Below are 452 nucleotides of genomic sequence, written 5' to 3'. Positions count from 1 at the left end.
AACAGAGCCTTAATATTACCCGAAACAGTTTCGGGGAAAAGATCAAGTTCTTCCAGCACGAGGTAGATCCTGTCCAATCCAAAGGAAATTCCCACTCCGCTTACGCCACTCATTCCAAAAATTCCGGTGAGGTCGTCATACCTTCCTCCGCCGCCAATAGAACCCATAGCCACTCCTTTTGGGGCTGCGACCTCAAAAATGGCTCCGGTGTAATAGTTTAGTCCGCGGGCGAGAGTCACATCCAGGTCGAGAGTGGCGGTATTTAGCTTCAGCTCCTCGATGGCGCTGTTGATGAATTCCAATTCCTCAATACCTTTACGGCCAACTTCTGAAGGCTCTAAAATGTCTTTTAGCACCTCAATTTTTTCTGAAAAAGTTCCTTTAAGTCCAAAGACCTTCTGAATCTTCTCTATAGCTTCCGAAGAAATTCCTTTCTCCTGCATCTCCTTCTT

1 protein-coding gene is annotated in these 452 nt (G+C 46.2%); it reads right to left on the bottom strand.

What is annotated here, in order from left to right; all coding sequences use genetic code 11:
* Positions 1–452: ATP phosphoribosyltransferase regulatory subunit (locus HC176_RS16470; protein ID WP_209309762.1), on the bottom strand; the 452-nt coding region annotated here is incomplete at both ends.

It is taken from the genome of Tamlana crocina, from assembly GCF_012037625.1.
The sequence above is the reverse complement of the archived record's forward strand: the minus strand, read 5'-3'. Positions and strand labels throughout refer to the sequence as shown.